This window comes from Desulfosoma caldarium (assembly GCF_003751385.1).
Taxonomy (GTDB): Bacteria; Desulfobacterota; Syntrophobacteria; order Syntrophobacterales; family DSM-9756; genus Desulfosoma; species Desulfosoma caldarium.
The window spans coordinates 383,862-401,569 of sequence record NZ_RJVA01000013.1 but is presented as its reverse complement, the minus strand read 5'-3'; the positions used below and the strand labels follow the sequence as shown (position 1 = coordinate 401,569).

Below are 17,708 nucleotides of genomic sequence, written 5' to 3'. Positions count from 1 at the left end.
GCATGCGCACATTTCGAGCTTTAGCCGCCATCGTCGGGGTCCTTGGGCTCGCTGTGGCGGCGCTTTGGGCAATACTGCAGAGCCCTGCGGCCAAGAAATTCCTTGCTCGAGAACTGTCCAGACGGCTTTCGGGCCCCCATACCACGGTTCGCTTAGGAACTCTGAGCGGGTGGATTCCTTTTGAAATCGAGCTGGACACCTTGGAAATCGCCGATACACAGGGCGTGTGGCTCACCGTGCGAGACCTTTCTATGCGTTGGCACCCCACGGCGCTGCTTCGCGGCCGCCTTCATGTGGAATGGGTGAGCGCTCGGCAAGCGCAAGTGGTGCGTCGCCCTGCCTCATCGCCCCCTTCACAGGACACCGCGAGTCCCCAACCGTTGATCATACCCGATCTTCCCATGCCGCTGATTGTGGACAAATTTTTTCTGCATCAGGTGACGCTCGAAGCCCCCGTGACGGGGATGCTGCTCACGACGGCCCTTGAAGGGTCTGTGACCTTTGACTTCAAGGAGCACACCCAGAAAGCGCGCCTTAGAATAGTGGCCAACCATGCGCAACGGGAATCGTTCCTGACCCTAGAGGCCGTCCTGCAGCCCAAATCCCCTCGACTCCTGGGAGTCCTCACCTTTTTCGAACAAGAAAACGGCTGGGTGTCCAGCCGGCTCGCCCTGAAACATTTCGGTACCTTGCAGGCCGAAATGCAGCTTCGACTGGACCCATCAGAGGACCCTCTGGGCACTATCTGGGTCGATGCTCTAAGAGTGCAGACGCGCCCTTTCAGTCTCTCCGCTCACGGGGGTTTTCAGACGGCGTCCGGTGTGGTGCATCCCACATCCTACACTGTGGTCGTGGAAGATTTCGAACCGCTGGGGGCCTTGGCCGGCGTTGCGCTTCGAGGTCACGGCACAGCGGAAGGGCGCGTCGAGGGGCGTCTGGGCCGGTTGGAGGGGGAACTTACCCTGCGGCTGAACACTCTTGAGCAGGCTTCCTGGAAGCTCTCGAACGGGGAAATGCGATGGGCGTGGACCCTGGCCCGGGACTCCTCATCAGCCATGCCCGAAGTTGTTTTGAAAATCCTGGCACAAACCGCCTCTTTTGAAACGACCCAAACCACCGCGCTAGCCCTGAAAAACGTCCATGTGGACGCTTCGGCACAGTTGACCCGCGAGGGCAGGGTGGCCATCGAAAGGGTGCGCCTTGAAGTACCCGACGTGGGAGCCGCAGAACTGAGCGGGATCGTGGATATGCCGCAGCGCAGGGCTCAGGGTCGCGGCGTCGTGGATTTTTCTGATCTTTCTTTCATCTCTTTTCTGACGCCGCAGCCCATCGAAGGGGATGGTCACGGGCAGGTGGCTTTTTCCGGCCCCTGGGACAACATGACCGTTCAGACCAGCCTGCACGGCGAGCGGTTTGCCTACGGTGAGGCGCAATGGAGCGCTTGGAGTCTTGACGTAGCCGGCACGGGGCTTCCTGAAAACCCCACCGGAACAATTCGCTGCCGCGCCGTCTACGGCCAAGGCTCCTGGCATCTGGACGTGGATTTTGCCAAAAAAGGCACCGAACTTCGAGTGCCTCGATGGACTTTTCAATGCCAGGACGCCACGGTGATCGGATCCTTGCAAACCGACCTGGATACGTTCCTTTCCAACGGCTACCTTGACGTCTCCATTCCACGGCTCGACATGCTTCAGGGCCTATGGCCTCAAAAGATCGGTGGAAACCTCCAGGGCAGGGTGCTCCTGTCAAACACAGGCGGCCGGCAAAGTATTGAAGCGACGCTCACGGTGGGCTCTGGCACCTTCAACGACATCTTTATCGAGGCCTTGAATGTGTCGGCGCAGGTCAAGACCCTGTCCCCATCTCCTTTAGGCACTGTGACCGTTTCTGTGAAAGAACTTGAAAAAGATCCTCTCACGGTCGCGCAAGCCCAGGTAAAGGTGGAAGGCAACCCCGAAGGCATGACCTTTTCCTCGCAGTTTCAAGGAACCTTTCACGAACCCTTTACGCTCACTACCACGGGATCAGTGCGCCGAAATGGTTCCAGCACAGGCATTCGCCTGGAAACCCTTGTCGCCCATGCAGGCCCCTACGACCTTCAACTGGAAGGCCCTGCCCAGATAGGAATTGATCCCAGGGGATGGACACTGACTCCCATGGCGCTGCGTGTGGAATCAGGGCGAGTGACCGCCGGCGCCCAGTGGAACGCAGAGAATCCATCGGCTTCGGTGAAAATGGAAAACCTGCCGTTGAGCATGGTTGAGTTTCTGGGAGGTCCATCCTTGGAAGGAATTCTCAGCGGCAACGCGGTGCTGCACGGGGTAGAAAACAACCCAAGTGCCATGGTGAACTTGAAAATCGACGCACTTCGTCATCCTGGTTGGCCTTTCGGAGAAACCCTATCTGTGGAGGCGGCGGCCCGGGCCGACGCCTCCACCCTGCATCTGAACGCCGTCCTTTTCGGTTTGGGGGATGAACCCAGCCGCGCAAAGGTCTCCATGCCCATTCATTTTCAGATGAAACCCCTCGATGTGCAGATGCTCCCAGAGGGACCCCTATCGGGAACCTTTTCCCTTGCCGTGGCGCTGGAGCGAATCGGAAGCCTCCTTGAGTTGGACGAACACAAAATCCAAGGAAGCCTCAAGGGACAGGTGAACCTCGACGGCTCGCTGCACCGCCCCCTGCTCGGTGGGGAGCTGCTTCTCACCAAGGGGCGCTACGAACACGAAGATTGGGGGATTGTGCTTCAGGACGTGACAGCCACAGTGAAGGCGGCAAAAGATACCCTTTTTTTGCGGGAACTCAAAGCCTTCGACGGCAAAAAAGGCTTCCTTCGCGGCAGCGGTCGATGGCGGCTGGATTCCAGCGCCCTCTTTCCTTACCAAGCCCAGGTGACCTTTGAGGACGTTTCACCACTGCACCGCGACGATATTTCGGGAAACCTCAACGGCACCCTGACCATTCAGGGAAATTTTCAAGAAACCACGCTCGGTGGAACCCTCAGAGTCCGCCCTCTGAAGGTCGAGCTTCCCAAGCGGCTTCCCCCAAACATTGTGGAATTGGACGTGGAGGAGACCCCACCTCCGTCCAAACCCTCTGGGTCACCGAGACCCAAAGGACCCAGTGAATCACCTCATCGCCTCTCTTTCGAGCTTGCTGTGGAATTTCCGGGCATGACCACCGTATCGGGCTGGGGACTGGAATCGGAATGGCGAGGCGCCGTGAAAATCACCGGAAGACTACCCCACCCGCGCCTTACGGGACGGCTGGACACGACCCGAGGAAGTCTGGACTTCTTGCACCGGCGCTTTCGGCTCGCAGAAGGTCATGTGATCTTCTATGGCGAGACGCCGCCGAATCCGGCGATTCTTGTTTTGGGCGAGACTGCGGTGCGCGATATGACGGCTCGAGTACGCCTCTCGGGCCGAGCCTCCGACCTGGAACTCGCCCTGGAATCGTCACCCGAAAGACCTCAGGAAGAAATCCTGGCCCAGATTCTCTTTGGTCGAAGCGCCACCACCTTAACTCCCCTTCAGGCCATTCGCCTCGCCAACGCTCTTCAGGCCCTCAGGAACCGTGGAGGCCCTTCCCGGAACGTGCTGGGAAAAACCCAAGATTTTTTGGGCCTGGATCAACTGAAACTTCTCGGCACAGGCCTGGGCGAAGGCCTGGGCATTGGCCTGGGAAAATACCTGGGCGAAAACCTTCGCGTGGATGTGGATCAACGCCTGGAACAAGGCGATGTATCCCTCAAGGTGGAAGTAGAAGTCACCCCCAACATCACTGTGGAAACCGAGGCGGGTACGCAGTCGCGCACCGGCGCCGGTGTGTTTTGGAAATACGACTACTGACCCACCTGCATCACCTCTTCCGCTTCCCGCTTGAATCATGTATAAAAACCCACGCACACGGTGAGGCATCCCTACTTCTTTTAACTCAAAAACAAAGGAGGGCGTATGCGACGGTTTCTTTTTGTTTTGATGGCCTTGGGTTTCGTGGTGTCCTTTGGCTGCGCCAAGAAAGAGCCTCCGGATGTGGCCAAAGCCTATGTGAATGAACAAATCGCCAAACACAAAGGTTTTCAGTTGGACACGTCCAAGCTGAAATACCAGGTGGTGGAACAGACGGAGGACAGCGCCAAGGTTTCGGTGACGGGAACCATTAAAGTCAAGTCGGTGCTTTCGTTAGTGAAAAAAGGCAACGAATGGGTCGTTGCCGAAAAGGCCGAAGTGCATAAGCCCAAGGCGAGCGTGCCACCTCCAGCCATGAAGCAAGCTCAAGCGCCGGCCGCAACCAAGCCCTCGCCCGCTGCGGAACACAAGCCCGAACCCAAGGCGGAGAAACAGCACTAGTCATCTGTCCCAGACCTGCTCAGAAGGGGAAGACGCCTCCTGGGAGCACGGACCTCCGGCCCGCAAACAAGACAGGCGAAACGCCCGCGTTCCCGGGGGAAAACATTCTTGGGCACGCTGTTAGAAGCTCGTCCGCGTCCCCCCCATTCAGGTCGAATCCCCGGAAGCGCCGCGCGGCGCCAGACCGTGTCGTGGCGGGCGGCGTTTCCGGGGTTGTTTTTCGCACAAACTCCTCAAAACTTACGAGGAAATAGGGAGAAAATCCACGCCCTCTTGAATCTTCTCTCTTGGCTAGCACGGGAAGGCAGGATGATGCGTTTTCCCCGGGACTGCCGAGTCAGAGGGGATGGCCTGAACCCGTTCGCGTGCCGTTTTGGTCAGACAATCCCCACGACCATGGCCAAAACGTCGCAAGCCAGCCGTTCACGACGCCTTGGTGTGACGGCGGCGCCGAGCCCGTTCTTCCCGCAGCCGTTGGCGAGCGCGTTCCATTTGGGCTTTCACCCGGAGGCGGTAGCGCGTCACGGCCCACAGAGCCAGCCAGTAGCCCGCACAGGCCACGGGCACGCCAAGAACCACACCACCCAGGATCAAGGAAGCCATGACCATGGGTGTCTTTTGGACAATAGGGCCCATGCGACTGAGCATCGCTTGCCCATGGGCCGTCGCCTCAGGAAAAACCCATAGAATCAGCTTTGAACCCACCCAGTAATTGATCCCATACACAAAAGGGGCCGTTATAGGATTAGTAATCCACACGCCCGCGGCGGCGCTCCATTTGTTCCAGCCCAGCAATGCCGCGCTAACAACGGCGAGAGCCATCTGAAATCCCAAGGTCGGAGACATGCCGACGAAAAGGCCGAGAGCAAACCCCAGGGCAATTTCCTTGGGGTTTCCCCGCATGCTCACGAAGCGGTCGTAAAACCGGCGCAGTCGTTCCAGGCCCTTGGACTTCACTTCAAACCCGCCATCCTTCCCCTTTCCCAAATGTCCCACGACGCTCCTAGGCCTTGTCATCCATCGTGGTACCTTCAGAAGGCTTTCCCTCAGCCGGCGGGGTGTTGGCAGTTGACTCGAAGCCGGTCTTGAGATGCACATCCAGTTGCGGAAACGCAATCTCGATCCCTCGTTCTTGAAACACTCGATAAATGGCAAACCGAAGATCCGTTTCCACTTGAAGGCACACGGGAACGGTGGTCCACACACGAAGTCGAAAGATCAGGGCGCTGTCTCCGAAATCCACGAAAAGCACGCTGGGCTTCGGCTCTTTATGAACGAGGGAGTGGTTGGCGGCGATTTCCAACAAGGTGTCTCGTACCTGTTCCACGTCGGATCCGTACGCTACACCCACGTTGATGTTTCGGCGAATTCTCAGGTCCTTGAAGCTCCAATTGACCACCCGTCCACTGATGAATTCCGAATTGGGAATAATCATGGACGCATTGTCCAGCGTTTGAATAATGGTGGAACGCACATTGATTTTGCGCACTTCACCCCACGTGCCATCAATCTCGATGCGATCGCCCACCTGAATCGGCCTTTCAAAGAGCAGAATCAAGCCGCTGATAAAGTTATTGAAAACGTTTTGAAGGCCAAAACCCAAGCCCACGCCCAAAGCTCCAAAAGCCACGGTGAGGGAAGTACCAGAAAAGCCCAGGGCATTGAGGACCGCAAGAATGCCAATAGACCATAGCACATATCCGGTCACGGACACGATGGATGCCTGCAGCCCCCGTTCAAGCCCACTATCGCGTAAGATGCGATTCTTGAGAAAGTGCTTTAGCCATCGGGCGCCCACGTGGGTCAAGGCCAGGATGGCCCCGGCATGGATGATGCCCAGGAGTCTAAAATTCAAATTGCCCAGGGGCAGGGGCGTGTTGAGCAGGTCAAAGAAGGCCACGATGAGCGCCTGTTTGGCACCCCAGGCCAGCAGCAGGCCAAGCGTTCCACCAAACAGCCAGACCAGCCAGAGGGCTTTGACGCTCAGCCATCGCAAAGAACCCTTGGTATCCTCTTCGGCCTTCGGAGCAAAGGCTGCAGCTGTATCCATGGTCTGTTCCCATTCTGTCAAGCTCTTGTAGAACAGAAACAACCACAGGCCCACAATCAGACTTCGTCCCCAGCTCACGTACCAAAAAGTCGCCAACAAGGCATAGCCGGCCAGTTCCAGCAGAACGCCCACCATGGCCACGCCATAGCTTCCTCCCATGAAAAGATGCAGCACCCAAGACCTTCCGACCATCCAGGTCGGAGCGGCCTCGCCCATCTTTCGTTTCAGTTCCCTCCAAAACACCGCATTCCAGGCCAAAAAGGCCACTTCCAGAGTGAAGCGATAGAGGAGCAGCAGAGCACTGGAACGCCCCAAGCTTTCCTGAAGGATCACGTAGGCCATGAGCAGCCAACGTCCAAGGGATATCACGACGCGAATTCGGCGCACCACGAAGGCAAACCGATCGAATCGAAAGTTTTCCTTGAGGGCTTGAAGGAAATGAATCCCCCAGGAGCTAAGCAGCCACAGGACCAGAATCTGGCACAGGCTTCTCAGAAAAACGGACGTGTCGTAGAGATCGCGTGCGGAGGTGTAAGCGTAGGCGAAGACGGTCGCCCCCAAAAGGGGAAGGGAACGGTTGAGAAGATTTAGGGCCAGTGCAAACCAAGGTTTGCCATGCCTGTCCTGGTGGGACAGCAGGGCAAGGCACAATCGTCGATAACGAAAACACAGCCATTCCACAACAACAAAGGCCAGAAGCGATGTGACCGAAAGGAGCCCTCCGACTTTCCACAATCGTTGAATTCGTTCCGTCCAAAAGCTGGTCTGCAGTCCCTGGGCGATGAGCGTTGCCACGGTCTCCAGATCCCGCCGGACCTCCGCCACACTCATCCCCAACAGAGGGTTTCGGGTTCGGCGGAACAGATCTTCTCGCTTCCGTTTGGCGATGCGTGTGTTCAATCGCTCTAGCAGGGCCGCCGCTTCTTCCTTGAGGGCGTTCCAATCGCCCGCAAGCTTCTGGTAAGTGTCCAGAAAGTCCTTTAGTCGTTTTTCTTTTTGTCGAAGGAGATCATCGGCTTCTTTGAGCTGCGCTGCCAGGGTGCGGGCGATGGGAAGGTCGTCCCGGCGGGTTTTCAAGGTTTCCAGGCGGTTTTGATTGGCGGCTCTCTGTTCGGCCAAGGCATTCAATTGGGCCGTGAGCTGGGTCTGTTTTTCCTGCAAGTCTTTGACTCGAGCCGCCGCCTCGTCCACCGTTTGCTTCAGCGAACCCAAAGCCTTGTTCAAGTCTTCCAGGGAAAGAGAAGAGAGGGACATGAGATCGGCCACGGCGGAAAGTTGCAATCGAGCGGCATGGAGTTCTCTGGACCAGGCGGTTTGCTCCTTCTTGATGTCCTCAAGATCTTTGCCGAGCTTTTCCAGATCCAGCTTTTCTGCTTGAATCGCCTTTTCCAGGGAGGACGAAAGCTCGACGTATTGGTCTTGGGGCTCAGAGACCATGGCCGGCGGGGTCTGCGCTTGAAGCAGGCCCGGACTCGCTAAAACGGCCAGCCACAGGATCCACACACAACGCCACATACGTTCCCTTGCCGTCATCGCCTCACACCTCAAAATCCAACGAAAAACCACCTCGAACCCTCACGCCCCTTGCGCATGCTTGCGCACTCGAAGGTTCAAAACTTCCACAAAAGCGGAAAAGCCCATGGCGAAATAGATGTAGCCCCTTTCCATATGCTTGCCAAACCCTTCGGCCACCAACATGACTCCGATGAGCAGAAGAAAGCTGAGGGCCAACATTTTCAAGGTGGGGTGTTGATCAATAAAGGCACCGACCAGTCCCGCAAAAAGCATCATGGCGCCTACGGCAAGAACAATGGCCGCAATCATGATGGGCACTTGGCGGGCCATGCCCACGGCGGTGATGATGGAGTCCAGGGAAAACACCATATCCAACAGAAGAATCTGAAACAGAACGGACCCGAAGTTGGCATGGCGTCTTCCGTGTTTGGGCAGCGTCTTGGCGGGGCCTTCCAGTTTGTTGTGAATCTCGTGAGTCGCCTTGCCGATAAGAAAACAGTCCTCCCACGAGTAGGATCAGATCGCGCCCTGAAACGGGGTGCGAGAGCAACGGAAAAAAGGGATGTGGTCAGCCGCATGATGGCCGTGATGGCCAGAAGCAAGCCGATGCGCAGGAACATGGCTCCCAAGAGCCCCAGCCGCCGCGCCCGCTCTTGCTGCTCTTTGGCAAGCCGTCCCGTTACAATGGCGATAAAAACGATGTTGTCGACGCCTAGAACCAGTTCCATGGCGGTCAGAGTGACCAAAGCCGCAGCATTTTCCAAGGTGAAAAGGTCTTCGAGCTTAAGGCTGTGGCCTCGTTGTCCACGTTTCGCGTCTTCGGGTTTTGAAGGCCCCTGAGCCCGAGGACTCCCATCAATAGATCTTCAGGTGGCCGTGGCGTTTTCCCAGTACTTCCAGGGTGTCGTTGATGATGACAAAGGCCTGGGGGTCCATGCGGAAAACGGATTCTTTAAGTTTGGGCAGTTCCGTAAGGGTTGTGACCGTCAGAATCACTTCTCGATCCTGTCCGGAAAATCCTCCCCTGCCCTTGAGAAACGTCACACCACGTCGTATAGTGTACAAAATAAAATCAGCCACTTCATCCACCTTGGATGTGATGATCAGGGCCATCTTACGACGATTGAATCCCACCAAAACGGTATCCACCACACGACTGCTCGCATACACGTAAACTACGGACAAAAGGGCTCTCTCCAGGCCGAAAAAAAAGGCTCCCACGCCGAGAATCAGGGCGTTGGCCGCCATGTAAACCACGCCCACACGAAGGCCCCAGCGCGTATTCAAATAAATGACCAAGATGTCCAAACCTCCGGCCGATCCAAGGGAACGCAGCACGATGCCTCCGCCCACCCCGCACAAGACTCCGGCCAGCACCGCCGACAGCAGAGGATCACTCAAGGTCACGGCAGGAACCTTGATCCAGGAAGCGGCCACGGAAAAAAACACCATGCCAAACAGGGTGTATCCCATGAACCGACGGCTGATGGAAAACCATCCCAAGACCATGAGCGGAATGTTACACAGCAGGTAAAAGTGCCCCACGTCCACGGACGGGTACAGATAGTGCAAAATGACGGCGACACCCACCACACCGCCGCTGAGCAGTTTCTGGGGAATGAGCACGGCATTGAGGCCCAAAACGTAGATCCCGCTTCCGGCTGCAATCAAGCCGAGATTGACGCCGAGCGATTTCCAGTCTTGACCGGATCTGCGGCGGAAAAACGTGACCAACGCTTTCATGAAGAAGCCCTCCTTCGATCGGCGACATCTTTGATAACATCGCCCCGTCTTACGCACCGCGCCATGGCCATGCCCTCAGTGAAGATTTTTACCATAGATGATTTTGTGATCTTCAGGACCATAGAAGTCGGGAAGGGAGGCCACGTAGGAGTAGCCGGCACGCAGGTAAAACCGCCGGGTCGGTTCATAGATGGTGCGCGACGACGTTTCCACCTACACCCGTCGGCCTCCGGCATTCCAGATGGCCCTTTCGGTCTCTTCAAGAAGCCTTCGTCCGATACCGCGGCCCTGATAGGCCGGATGCACCACGATCCAATAAAGGTCGAATCGGCCGGCCGTTCCCACAATGGGCCCGTAACAGGTGTAGCCCACCACCTGACCTGAAATTTCCGCAATGATGAAAAAATAGCCGGATTCCGGCCCCAGGTTAAGACTTTGGTGGGCCAAGTCGTTGGCCACGAAAATCTCTTCCACTTGGCTAAGACCTTATGAGACGTGCAAAACAGCGCCTCTGTGGGACAACCCGTGTATGGCAGGCCTTCCACATCCAGCAAGCCGGGTGCCAGGTGGATGAGTCGCCCCGTGCCCCGAACCGTTTCGACAAGGTTAAAGACCAGGTCCGGACGAAGGCCTCGAAGACCGCAGCGCACGGCCTCCAGATTGGAGACAAAGGGAAGAAAGCTCACCTGGCAGCCCAACCTCGTGAGGGCTTCGCCGATGCAGCTCGCCTGCATCAGAACGTCCTGTTCATCGGGTGGAGCCTCGGGAGCCACGGCCGAATGAAGGACCACAACCCGCATCAAAGGCGCCCTTCCTTGAACGTTTGCGGAGAAAGGGTCCTCTTTTCGGAAAACCTTTCCAACCTTTCGCGTGTTTTAAAAACCCTTTGCTTGGCCTCCTCCAGGATGGCGCTGATGAGATCACGGTAAGGCATGCCGAGCAGCGTGCAGATGATGGGCAAGTCGGAATGATGGGGATGGAGTCCCGCCAAAGGGTTCGCTTCGAGAAAATGGGGGCGTCCCGCCGCGTCGGAGCGAAGGTCGATGCGGCCGACATCTCGGCATCCTAACACTTTCCAGAATTCCACCGCCACACGAGCCGCCTCCCGAGCTTCCTCGTCATCCACCAACCAGTAAAAGACCCGTTCCTCACAGCACTCTTTGTTGTCGTAAGAGTAGACCTCGGCATCCGCGTTTTCTCGAAGCACCACCTCCATGACGCCGAGAGCTCGCGCGGACTTTCCCGAACCCAAAAGCCCCACGGTGAACTCCCGACCGGGCAAAAAGGTTTCCACCAAGACCGGCTGGTCATAGGTCCGTAGGAGGAACTCGCAAACTTTTTCCAATTGCTCCCCAGAGTGAATCTTGGATGCCGCCGTAATCCCCTTGCCCGTACCTTCGCGCACAGGCTTGGCAAAAAGGGGCCAGGGAAGCGCCACGCGCGGGACTTCTTCCAGGTCCCTGATCACCACAAAAGGCGCCGTGGCCAAACCGGCGTCCTGCACCATAAGCTTGGCCACCGCCTTGTCCAGGGTCACGCACAGAACGAGAGGATCAGAAAAGGTGTAAGGGATTCCGTAGGCATTCAAAAGGGCGGGCACTTGCGCCTCCCGACCCGATCCCCAGAGTCCTTCGGCGATGTTGAACACCAGATCTCAGCCATCACCCGAAGCCAGCCGCTGCACCAAATCCTTAAGGCGCCCGATACGGTCGGGTACATGACCCAAGGCGCGAATTTCCGCCTCGAGAGCCTCAATGGCGTCTGCACGGTCCAATTCGGCCGTCTCTTCTTCTGTGAAACCCTCCGCAAGATAGACATCCCGAAGGTCGTATGTCAGTCCGATCTTCATTGGCTTTCCCCCATCAGAACGCCTTGTGAACCACTCGCCCCGGCCCCGAAACAACCTCAAAGGCCTTGGGATACCGAAAAAGGCGATGTTCATAGTTTCGAAGGATCAAATCCTCCCCGTCCACGCCCTGAACATAGTCGGGAAGGAGAGGAATCTTGCCGCCGCCTCCCGGCGCGTCCACCACGTAGGATGGCACGGCATACCCAGACGTGTGGCCGCGCAACCCGTCCATGATTTCCAGACCTCGAGCAATGGTCGTTCGAAAGTGGGGCGAGCCGTTGATGGGGTCGCACTGATAGAGGTAATAGGGGCGCACGCGAAGGCGCAGAAGGCCTTGAAAGAGAGCCCGCAGGGTCGTCACGTCGTCGTTGATCCCTTTGAGCAGCACCGTTTGGCTGCCCAGAGGAATGCCGGCATCCGCCAGCCGAGCGCACGCCTCGGCCGTCTCCGGAGTCAATTCCTTTGGGTGCGTAAAATGCAAGCTCATCCACAAGGGATGGTCCCGGCGTAAGAGCCAAACCAGGTCGCGGGTTATGCGCTGCGGCAAAACCGCAGGCACCTTGGTTCCGATGCGAAGGACTTCCACATGCCTTATGGCTCGAAGCCGATCCAAAAGCCATCCCAAGGCGTCATCGGCCAAGGTGAGTGGGTCGCCACCGGAGATGAGCACGTCGCGCACGGCAGGCGTCGCTTGAATATAGGCCAAGGCCCTTTCCCATAACCGTCGACTGGCATGGCCTCCGGATCCATGGCGCCCAACGAGCCAAGAGCGCGTGCAATAGCGGCAGTAAGTGGAACAAAAACCCGTCACCAGGAAGAGAACCCGGTCTGGATAGCGATGCACCAGTCCGGGTACCGGTGAATCCTTGTCTTCCCCAAGGGGATCCGTGGATTCCTCGGGATGCCGCACCCACTCTTCGGAAAGCGGTAACACCGAACGCCGCAATGGATCCTGGCCGTTCTCCGAATCCAACAGACTGGCATAATAAGGTGTGACGGCCACAGGAAACCGACCCGAGGGGATTTGAAGAGCGGCTTGTTCCGCGTCGGTCAAGTGCATGATGCGGCGCAGTCCGTTCCACGATCGAAACCGATGCTGCACCTGCCAATGCCAGTCGTTCCATAAGGCAAGGCTAACGCTGGGAAAATGCTTTTTTTTGAAGGACTTGGCGTTGTCGCTGAGGGGCGTGGAGGCGGATCGGCGTGATGAGCCTCGAGGGATCCGCCGCAGGGACGCTGAGGCATCGTTGGTTTCTGAACCCGGAGGCTCGCTTGGAGGCTCCTCCGCCTCCGAAGACTCCTCCATCACTGAAGAGGTCTCCTGTCGCCATTGACCATCGGTGTTTTCCATGGGGCTCCCTTTCTTGTGCTTGAAAAGTCCTCTGCATTGAAGGCGACAAACCTTGCCGTCGCACGCACCATTTACCCGAACTGCTTAGAAAGAAAAGACCTTTTTTTACGGGTTCACGAATGGGCTTCTGCCCAGTTTTTTCCATAGCCCATGTCCACGACCAGAGGAATGCGCAACGTGACCACGCTTTCCATGCGTTCCTTGACCATCGCCCGCATCCAGCCCGCTTCCTCTTCCGCCACTTCAAAAACCAGCTCGTCGTGGACCTGAAGAATCATGGCGCTTCGGCAACCGCACCCTTGCATCTCTTGATCGATGTCGATCATGGCCTTTTTGATAATGTCGGCGGCCGAGCCCTGAATGGTGGTGTTGACGGCCAGTCTTTCCCCAAGCTGGCGCATGGAGCGGTTGCGGCTCTGCAGTTCGGGAATGAAACGGCGTCGGCCCAACAGGGTTTCCGCATAGCCTCGCTTGTGGGCCTGGGCAATCACTCGCTCGATCCAGCGCTTCACCCCCTGGTACCTTGCAAAATAACGCTCGATCATTTCCTTGGCCTGGCTCTGGGAAATCTTGAGCTGCTTGGCGAGTCCATAGGGACCCATGCCATAAATGATGCCGAAATTAACGGTCTTGGCTTGGCGCCGCATCTCCGCCGTGACGTCCTGCGGCGATACATTGAAGATTTCCGCCGCCGTGCGCCGATGAACATCGTCTCCCGCCTCAAAGGCGGCCAGAAGCCGGCTGTCCCCGCTGTAGTGGGCAAAGATGCGCAGTTCGATCTGAGAATAATCCGCCGCCAAGAGCCCATAGCCGGGATCGGCCACAAAGGCTTCTCGAATGCGGCGCCCTTCCTCGGTGCGCACGGGAATGTTTTGCAGATTGGGCTCCGAACTGCTGAGACGCCCCGTGGCGGTGACGGTTTGGTTGTAACTGGTATGAATGCGACCGGTGTGGGGATGCACCAGAAGGGGCAGGGTGTCCACGTAAGTGTTTTTCAGCTTGGCCAGACTGCGATACGCCACGATGTGTTGGGCGATGGGGTGATGCGCCGCCAGCTCCTCCAGAACGCTCATGTCCGTGGAAGGACCCGTCTTGGTTTTCTTAATCACGGGAAGCTGCAGCTTGCCAAAGAGAATATCTCTGAGCTGCACGGGAGACTGGATGTTGAACGGCCCGCCCGCAATGGCGTAGATGGTCTGTTCCTCCCTTCGCAGGCCTTCTTCTAAGATCCTGGACAAAGCCTCAAGTTTTTCCGTATCCACGCGCACCCCTCGCATTTCCATGCGGGCCAGGACGGCAATGAGCGGCCGTTCCAGAGTGTCCATGAGGGGCGAGAGGCCGGCTTGTTCCAGCTTTTTTCGTAAAATGGGCACGAGCCGCAAGGTCGTTTCCGCATCGCTGCACGCATAGGCAGCCGCCTTGGTCACGGGCACGTGAGCAAAAGGCACCTGCTTGGCGCCAACGCCGGCCACATCGCCATAGGTGGCCTTGGCTTCCCCGAGATGTTCGGCCACGATGCGTTCAAGACGATGGGACGGGTTGCCCGGATCCAAGAGGTAACTGGCCACCATGGTGTCGAAATCGATGCCGTGCAGCTCGATGCCGTGCCGTTTTAAAATCACCCATTCGTACTTAATGTTCTGCCCTACTTTCTTGGGCGTTTCGGCTTCCAAGAGGGGTCGAAGTCCTTCCAGCACAACAGCCAAAGGCAGCTGAGATTCCGAATCCCTGGTTTCGTGGCCGATGGGAATATAGACGGCTTCATGGTCCCGCCAGCTTAAGGCCACCCCCACGATGTCGGCCAGCATGGCATCCTGGGACGTGGTTTCCAAATCGATGGAAAGAACGCTCGCCTGCCGCATCTCCTCCAGAACCCGGCGAAAGGCCGGTTCGTTTCGAACAATGACATCGCGGCGGGCAGGCGGCGCGGCCATTTCGGCCGCCGTTTGGGACGGAAGATTCTTGGCAAGATCGGCCAGAAAACGGCGCAATCCCAACCGTTCATACAATGCTCTAAGACCCGCCACGTCGGCGGGGCGACGGCGACATTCCGCCACCACGAAGTTCACCGGAGCATCCTCCCTTAGGCTCACCAGCTGCCTGGAAAGCAGCGCCGCCTCTTGGGCTGATTCCATCTTCTTGCGCACGGATGCGCTGGGAATCTCATGAACCCTGCGCAGCACTTCATCCAAGCTTCCAAACAGCCGCAGCAGTTCCCGGGCCGTCTTTTCGCCCACACCGGGCACGCCGGGCACGTTGTCGGTGCTGTCGCCCATGAGCGCCAAAAGGTCTCGAACCTGGTGCGGGCGCACACCCAGCCTTTTCACCACTTCTTCCGCCGTGTACAGTTCGTCCTTTTGTGGATCCCATTGAAGCACCAGCGGTTCATTCACCAGCTGATGCAGGTCCTTATCTCCGGACACAATCACCACGGCGTAGCCTTTCTCGGTCGCCTGGCGAACCAGAGTGGCCATGACGTCGTCGGCTTCGTAGCCGGGAACTTCCAGGGATGGGATCCCCATGAGATCCACCATGGTCTTGATGAGGGGCACCTGCACCACCAGATCTTCCGGCATGCGATCCCGCGTGGCCTTGTATTGAGGGTATAAGGCGTGGCGAAAGGTGGGAGCCGGCGGGTCATAGACCACGCACAGCATTTCTGGCTGTTTTTCCCTCAAGACCTTTTGGAGCATTTGATGAAACCCGAAAACCGCCTGGGTGGGCGTGCCGTCCGGAGCCGTCAGGCGTCGGCCCAAGGCATAAAAGGCGCGGTACATGTAGGAACTGGCATCAATGAGATAAAGGGTCGGTTTCTTTTCCATCATGCTGTGCGGCTCCTCGTGGCGTCCCGCGAGTCGAACCCGGCCGCCGGGGCAGTGCAGGCGGCAGATACTCCAGGTTCACATGGCTCATGGCATGAAAAATGTTCCCCCGAATCTTTCGATTGGACCGGTACAGGTCAAAAAGGAACTCTCGAATTCGACGGCGGGCATTGCGGCTGGCTGACGGGCACGGGTTGTCCATGGTGGGAAGACCCAGGCGGCGCACGAGACGGTCCACCTTATGGCTGTCCACCAGAGCCAAAGGGCGAATGACCACCAGAGTTCCACCGAAAAAACTTTGCCGTGGCACCATGCTCGCCGTCTGGGCTCCGTAGCAAATGTTGACGAAAAACGTTTCGATGAAGTCGTCCTGATTGTGGGCCAAGGCCACCTTGGAACATCCCAAGGCTCGGGCTTCGCGAAAGATGGCGGCACGGCGCCTTCGCGCGCAGAGAAAGCACGGATTTTCTCGATTCTGTGGACTGTGCGCATGCAGCCCGTAATCGGTGCGAAGTATTCGGTAATCGAACCCTTCCGCTCGGAAAAAAGTTTCCAGGGGTTCCGCCGTGCTCGGCGTAAACCCTAAATCCACATGAACGGCCACAAGCTCATAATGAATAGGCACGCGCCGCAATCGTTCTCGTAGCAGCCACAGCAGCAGCACGCTGTCCTTGCCGCCCGAGACGGCCACGGCAATGCGATCGCCGGGGTCGATCAAACCGTAATGGTGGACCGCCTTGCCCACCAGTTTGCGCACTTCTTTGTCTATGTAAGCCACACCTATGCCGCCTGATCCACGGCTTGGCCCTGCACATTGAGGTACGCCGTGGCGTTCTTGATGCCACCCAGGGTCAAATCCTCCATGTGAAAGATCTGCCCAATACGAGCGATGGTGGAACTGTTTAGCGCCCAATGCTCCCGAGGAATGGGGTTCAGCCACACACTGACCGGAAAAGCTTCCCTCAACTCTCGAAGCCACACAAAACCCGGCTTGCGAATGGCCGTGGCCGGGTCAATGGACCCGTAGGAAGCCATGAGTTCCGCCGGAGCCATGTTGGCGTCGCCGATGATGATCAGACGCGTCTTTTTGCCCGCGGCACACAATTTGTCCCACGCCACAGGTTGGCGCCGCTGCGGATCGGCGTACACGGTGCCGTAGATGCAGTTGTGAAAGTAAAAGAACCGCACATCGCGAAAGCTGTCGCGAATCTTGTTGAACACCGTCTTGACCAAGTCCACGTAGGGAAGCATGGAATAGCCGCCGTTGTCCACAAGGACGATGAGTTCCACGCGGTTTCTCAGCTCCCTTTGAAAGACCAATTCGATTTCGCCACCATTTTTGGCCGTGCGCTCGATGGTTTGGTCCACGTCCAGTTCACTTTCCGGACCCAGCGGGCGCAGACTTTTTAAGGTGGAAAGAACCTGGCGCAGGTTTTCGCTGCGAAGCGGGGTGTCGTCGCTGTAATGAATATACCGGCGCGCACCGATGACCTTTTGCGCCGTGCCGTGAACACTTTCGCCTTGAACGCGCAGCCCGCCTCCATGTCGGCCGCTATGGCCGTAAGGGGATCGCCCGCCTGTGCCGACCCAGGTGTTTCCACCGTGGTGTTCGCCGTCCTGCGCCATGACCGTGCGCCGAAACCGTTCCAGAAGCTCCTCGCTGTCGAATTCGCGCAAGGCTTCCGGCGGAAGCCGGCCGCTTTCCACTTCGCGCCGCAGCCATTCCTCAAAAGGCTTGCCCCTCAAGAGGTTTTCCCAATCCTCGGGGGACACGGAAGGGTCCCCCAAAAAAGTTTGGCGAAAAACCTGTTCAAAAGCATCGTAGTGTTCCACCCTCTTGACGAACACCAGGCGCGCAAACAGAAACAGGCGATCCAGGTCGGGGGCCACGCCGGCGCGCAAACCTCGATAAAATTCCAGGATATAATGCACACTGATCGGAATCCCGGCGCGCATCAGGCCATAAATGAAATCCACCATACCCTGTCCTTTTCCCATGGACCTCAAGTTCATCGATTGTGGCGCT

At 57.6% G+C, this 17,708-nt stretch carries 13 protein-coding genes and 1 pseudogene; 2 read left to right on the top strand and 12 right to left on the bottom strand.

The genetic code is table 11. The annotated features are described in order from the left end of the window. Positions 1 to 2: 2 nt before the first annotated feature. A complete protein-coding gene (locus EDC27_RS12185; protein ID WP_123290871.1) occupies positions 3 to 3,851 on the top strand; it encodes a translocation/assembly module TamB domain-containing protein in 3,849 nt (1,282 codons plus the stop codon). 105 nt (positions 3,852 to 3,956) lie between these two features. Continuing rightward, the gene (locus tag EDC27_RS12180) at positions 3,957 to 4,352 is read left to right on the top strand and encodes a hypothetical protein (RefSeq protein WP_123290870.1); all 396 of its coding nucleotides are present in this window, start codon (positions 3,957 to 3,959) and stop codon (positions 4,350 to 4,352) included. A gap of 423 nt (positions 4,353 to 4,775) precedes the next feature. Here EDC27_RS12180 and EDC27_RS12175 read toward each other — a convergent pair whose 3' ends face one another. The 12 genes and pseudogenes from EDC27_RS12175 to EDC27_RS12130 form a co-directional block, all read right to left on the bottom strand. Continuing rightward, positions 4,776 to 5,348 (bottom strand): DUF2062 domain-containing protein, encoded by a 573-nt coding sequence (locus EDC27_RS12175; RefSeq protein ID WP_211334890.1) that lies wholly within the window; start codon positions 5,346 to 5,348, stop codon positions 4,776 to 4,778. Between the two features lie 7 nt (positions 5,349 to 5,355). Beyond that, complete coding sequence (locus tag EDC27_RS16330; RefSeq protein ID WP_211334889.1) at positions 5,356 to 7,935, bottom strand: mechanosensitive ion channel family protein; 2,580 nt, start codon at positions 7,933 to 7,935, stop codon at positions 5,356 to 5,358. Between the two features lie 42 nt (positions 7,936 to 7,977). Further along, positions 7,978 to 8,645 (bottom strand): annotated as a pseudogene (locus tag EDC27_RS16935) (TerC family protein). A 127-nt stretch (positions 8,646 to 8,772) separates the two neighbouring features. Then, on the bottom strand, positions 8,773 to 9,660 hold the full coding sequence (locus tag EDC27_RS12160) for a YitT family protein (protein WP_123290868.1): 888 nt from the start codon (positions 9,658 to 9,660) through the stop codon (positions 8,773 to 8,775). A gap of 75 nt (positions 9,661 to 9,735) precedes the next feature. Continuing rightward, entirely contained in the window at positions 9,736 to 9,873 is a 138-nt protein-coding gene (locus tag EDC27_RS16065) for a hypothetical protein (protein WP_170161786.1), read from the bottom strand. Next, positions 9,874 to 10,134, bottom strand: a complete 261-nt coding sequence (locus EDC27_RS12155; RefSeq protein ID WP_123290867.1) for a GNAT family N-acetyltransferase — start codon at positions 10,132 to 10,134, stop codon at positions 9,874 to 9,876. A gap of 325 nt (positions 10,135 to 10,459) precedes the next feature. Then, positions 10,460 to 11,308, bottom strand: coding sequence for a D-alanine--D-alanine ligase family protein (locus EDC27_RS12150; RefSeq protein WP_211334887.1), 849 nt, complete (start codon positions 11,306 to 11,308; stop codon positions 10,460 to 10,462). Positions 11,309 to 11,314: 6 nt separating this feature from the next. Next, entirely contained in the window at positions 11,315 to 11,509 is a 195-nt protein-coding gene (locus tag EDC27_RS16315) for a hypothetical protein (RefSeq protein WP_211334886.1), read from the bottom strand. A 13-nt stretch (positions 11,510 to 11,522) separates the two neighbouring features. Continuing rightward, a complete protein-coding gene (locus tag EDC27_RS12145; RefSeq protein WP_245994518.1) occupies positions 11,523 to 12,860 on the bottom strand; it encodes a KamA family radical SAM protein in 1,338 nt (445 codons plus the stop codon). A 113-nt stretch (positions 12,861 to 12,973) separates the two neighbouring features. After that, complete coding sequence (gene polA / locus EDC27_RS12140; RefSeq protein WP_211334885.1) at positions 12,974 to 15,685, bottom strand: DNA polymerase I; 2,712 nt, start codon at positions 15,683 to 15,685, stop codon at positions 12,974 to 12,976. Next, positions 15,651 to 16,460 (bottom strand): tRNA lysidine(34) synthetase, encoded by an 810-nt coding sequence (locus EDC27_RS12135; protein ID WP_123290866.1) that lies wholly within the window; start codon positions 16,458 to 16,460, stop codon positions 15,651 to 15,653. Before EDC27_RS12135 ends, polA begins: the two co-directional genes overlap by 35 nt. A 2-nt stretch (positions 16,461 to 16,462) precedes the next feature. Further along, on the bottom strand, positions 16,463 to 17,662 hold the full coding sequence (locus EDC27_RS12130; RefSeq protein ID WP_123290865.1) for a VWA domain-containing protein: 1,200 nt from the start codon (positions 17,660 to 17,662) through the stop codon (positions 16,463 to 16,465). Positions 17,663 to 17,708: the final 46 nt, after the last annotated feature.

Excerpts from the sequence above, each read along its gene's own strand:
- EDC27_RS12185 (WP_123290871.1), top strand. The coding sequence starts at position 3 with ATGCGCACATTTCGAGCTTTAGCCGCCATCGTCGGGGTCCTTGGGCTC.
- EDC27_RS12180 (WP_123290870.1), top strand. The coding sequence starts at position 3,957 with ATGCGACGGTTTCTTTTTGTTTTGATGGCCTTGGGTTTCGTGGTGTCC.
- EDC27_RS16330 (WP_211334889.1), bottom strand. The coding sequence starts at position 7,935 with ATGACGGCAAGGGAACGTATGTGGCGTTGTGTGTGGATCCTGTGGCTG.
- EDC27_RS12160 (WP_123290868.1), bottom strand. The coding sequence starts at position 9,660 with ATGAAAGCGTTGGTCACGTTTTTCCGCCGCAGATCCGGTCAAGACTGG.
- EDC27_RS16315 (WP_211334886.1), bottom strand. The coding sequence starts at position 11,509 with ATGAAGATCGGACTGACATACGACCTTCGGGATGTCTATCTTGCGGAG.
- EDC27_RS12145 (WP_245994518.1), bottom strand. The coding sequence starts at position 12,860 with ATGGAAAACACCGATGGTCAATGGCGACAGGAGACCTCTTCAGTGATG.
- polA (WP_211334885.1), bottom strand. The coding sequence starts at position 15,685 with ATGATGGAAAAGAAACCGACCCTTTATCTCATTGATGCCAGTTCCTAC.
- EDC27_RS12130 (WP_123290865.1), bottom strand. The coding sequence starts at position 17,662 with ATGGTGGATTTCATTTATGGCCTGATGCGCGCCGGGATTCCGATCAGT.